The 3,345-nt window shown below is 59.6% G+C and carries 3 protein-coding genes; 1 reads left to right on the forward strand and 2 read right to left on the reverse strand.

All coding sequences use genetic code 11. The features are described 5' to 3' along the window. Positions 1-321: 321 nt before the first annotated feature. A complete protein-coding gene (locus JOY90_RS34200; RefSeq protein ID WP_291695505.1) occupies positions 322-1,434 on the forward strand; it encodes a Fic family protein in 1,113 nt (370 codons plus the stop codon). A 324-nt stretch (positions 1,435-1,758) separates the two neighbouring features. On the opposite strand, the gene JOY90_RS34205 is transcribed toward JOY90_RS34200, so the two are convergent. Both JOY90_RS34205 and JOY90_RS34210 read right to left on the reverse strand, forming a co-directional pair. Next, positions 1,759-1,926: a hypothetical protein gene (locus JOY90_RS34205; protein ID WP_291695506.1), complete on the reverse strand. Its 168-nt coding sequence runs from the start codon at positions 1,924-1,926 to the stop codon at positions 1,759-1,761. Between the two features lie 902 nt (positions 1,927-2,828). Further along, the coding region (locus JOY90_RS34210; protein WP_291695507.1) for a BBE domain-containing protein at positions 2,829-3,345 on the reverse strand (517 nt) is incomplete at its 5' end.

Raw genomic sequence — 3,345 nt, forward strand, 5'->3', positions numbered from 1 at the left:
TGGCTCATGCCGCACAGCGTTGTGCGTCAGCCGTCCTCGGGCGGGCTAATCGACATTGCGCCACGTACCGGTTTCGGTTTGTCGAACATCTGCGGAGCGAACAGGACCTCATCGTATTGCGTCAGGGCCGGGACGGAGGTTCGCTCCATCCGTCTCTAGTGCCTTGGAGGTCGGGGCTTTCGGATCGAGGTTTTTCAGAAATATGTTTTATTTCAATGGCTTGCTTAACGTGACGAAATCGGCGGGGCTTATTCTAAATGATTGGAATATTATTGCGTGTGACGAGAATAAGTCCCATATTCTCTGCAAAGGATGCAGAGAATGGTTACCTACGTACACCAACTTCGAAACTGGCCGAAACTACACTGGAATGCGGAGCAGCTGGCGGAGAGGCTGGCGGCGGTACGTCATAAGCAGGGCCGGCTGATCGGCCGGATGGAGGGTCTCGGCTTCACGCTTCGGGCAGAAGCCTCTCTGCAAACCCTCACCGAAGAGGTCGTCAAATCCAGCGAGATCGAGGGAGAGGTTCTCGACAGGGAGCAGGTCCGATCCTCGCTTGCGCGGCGTCTGGGCATGGATATCGGCGCGCTGGCGCCAGCCGACCGACATATCGAAGGTGTTGTGGAGATGACCCTCGATGCCACCGAAAAATACGCGGAAGCTCTCACATCGGAGCGGCTCTTCGGCTGGCATGCGGCGCTCTTCCCGACGGGACGCAGCGGCATGACCAGAATCGTCGTCGGCGCATGGCGGACGGAACGGTCCGGTCCCATGCAGGTCGTATCCGGCCCGATTGGCCATGAGCGTGTTCACTATGAAGCGCCGACCGCCGATCGCCTCGAAAACGAAATGCAGCGCTTCCTAGCGTGGTTTAATGATGACAGCGGCATTGATCCGGTGGCGAAGGCGGGGGTCGCCCATCTCTGGTTCGTGACCATCCATCCGTTCGAGGACGGCAATGGCCGTATTGCGCGGGCGATTGCCGACCTGGCGTTGGCGCGGTCAGAAGGCAGCGCGCAGCGATTTTACAGCATGTCTGCGCAGATACGGAACGAGCGCAATGCCTACTACGACATCCTGGAAGCGACGCAGAAGGGCGGCCTCGATATCACCGCTTGGCTCGAATGGTTTCTAGGGTGCCTGGCCCGAGCCTTTGATGGCGCCGAGGCGATCCTGGCCAACGTGCTGCGCAAGGCGCGGTTCTGGGAACTGCATGCCGGCAGTTCTCTCAATGACCGGCAGCGTGTTGTTATCAACCGGCTGCTCGATGGATTTGAAGGGAAGCTGACCTCCTCCAAGTGGGCTAGGCTGGCCAAAGTTTCACAGGCCACGGCTGCGCGTGACATCGAGAACCTGATTAGCCGGGGTATCCTGCAGAAGGATGCAGCCGGCGGACGGAGCACCAGCTATTCGTTAGTGGATGAGGCACGCTAACGGCGGGTGCCCTTCGGTTGTCTGAGACCGGGAGGGAAGATCGTGGAGTCAAACTAAGCCGTCATGTTTCGTCTGGCCTAACCACGGCGCGAGTGGTTCATCCAATTCCACATCGCTCAATCCACCGGCAAACAGCGATGTGTTGGCGTCCGTGATAAAGCGCAGTGGAATATCCGGAAAACGCCGCGCTGAAATGCGTTATGAAGGTGAATTGCCTCGATCCAGACTGCAATGCCTGGCTCTCCAATTCTCTATACTTGGCCACAATTTGACTTGCCGACGAATCCTTTCATCCCGCGCGCAATTCAGCGACCACTTCGTCCTTCATGGCCTTCTGAACTCCACAACGACATGTGTAGACGTGTTGGTCACGATGGTTGCTTTTCTAAAGCCGTTCAGCACGATCTTGCCCGTAAAGGTCTGCATGGCAGCAGCATAAGGCGATGCACCAGCTGCCAATGCGTTCTGAAACGAGTGGAAATTCGATCTCATTTCGCCTTCTCCGTGCCAATTCCCTGTAGTGCCAGCACTGTTCTCCGGCCCGTCGGCAGTGAAGCGCCCTAGATTCGACGTCTGTCTCAGTTTCTTGCGGAACGCCGGTATCTACCCGTCAGGGAAATGCGCCAGCCCGCCGCGAACCTCACGATCAATAGACCGAAAGACGTGATCGAGCTGCTGGCGCAATCAAACGCCTGGAGATCACCGATATTTGTCGACGTGGTGGATCGGTTTGGAGCCTGGGCGTCGGAAGTCCCCCGTCGCGCGGAAAAATTGATGTTCACCCTCGAACTGGCCACATGTGGGTGGTGCGCTTTAGGACCGTAAGCGCACGATCCGTGGTGCCGTCAGCGAGGCGACAGAAGAGAACGCATTTGGAATGCCGCAAGGCGAACTCGTCGCCGTCATGAACGCTGTTGCATGGCCCGATAGCCGCCCGGCATCACCGATGAGCTTGGCGCCGTCGCTCGAACACCGCGGCATCGCTCGTCCAAAGCTGATCTGCCAACTCGCCGCCCACGATCGCATGATTCTCTCGTCTCGATGGCGCCGACCTACGCACGACGTCCAAGTCAAATCCTCATAGCGCGGCTCTGCTCTCCCTCAACGTCCAGGGGTTCCTTCCCTAGAGCTTTTCTGACGACGGCCCCGCCCGTGGTATCGTTCCAGATGGGGCCGTCATCCGAAACCCTTCACACGAGCCGGCCTTTCCTCCTCCTCCGATTAGCGCGTGACCCCCGCCCAAGTGCCCGAACAGCACCGGGAATTGGCTCCGGCCTTGCGCCTTATCCCGGGCGCCTTTTCCCCTATCCACGTCAAATTCGGCCATCGCGACGTCGGAGCGAGGATCATGTTTCGCTATGCAAAGACTTCTTGGCCGGGATCGATCTCGAAATTCACGAGAGCCGCGTAAATCCGTCGGCGGACCATCCTTCGCTGCCGACGCCATTGTGCACGAAGAACAGCCCGTCGGGATCGTATTTCGCTTTGACCGCTTGAAGCCGCGCATGGTTCTCGCCCCAATAGGCGGTCTGCCACCGCGGATTGAAGTAATTGCTTTCGGATATGTACGAGCCCGCGTTCGGCGCTACGCGAAGCAGTTCCGCGGCGGCGAGATCGATCGCGCGCGCGTTGTTTCGGGCGGCAGCCACGTCGATCGGCGGCCGCGCGAGTCCGGGATAGCGCGGGCCTTCGCCGCCGGCGATGACGGCCAGGGCGAAGGCTTCGGTCGCAGCAGGATTGGTCGCCGTGTCCTTGGCGGCGGCGATCGCTTCGTCAGGCGCGCCGGCCAATCCCTTGCTGAACTGCAGCTCGACTTTCTTGCGGCGGCTCGCCGCGAACAAGGCGTCGACAAGGCGCCGGCGCTCCGAGTCCTGCAGCAAGGATGCCGGCACCCAGAGCGACTCGAATCCG

Source organism: Bradyrhizobium sp., from assembly GCF_019242285.1.
GTDB lineage: Bacteria > Pseudomonadota > Alphaproteobacteria > Rhizobiales > Xanthobacteraceae > Bradyrhizobium.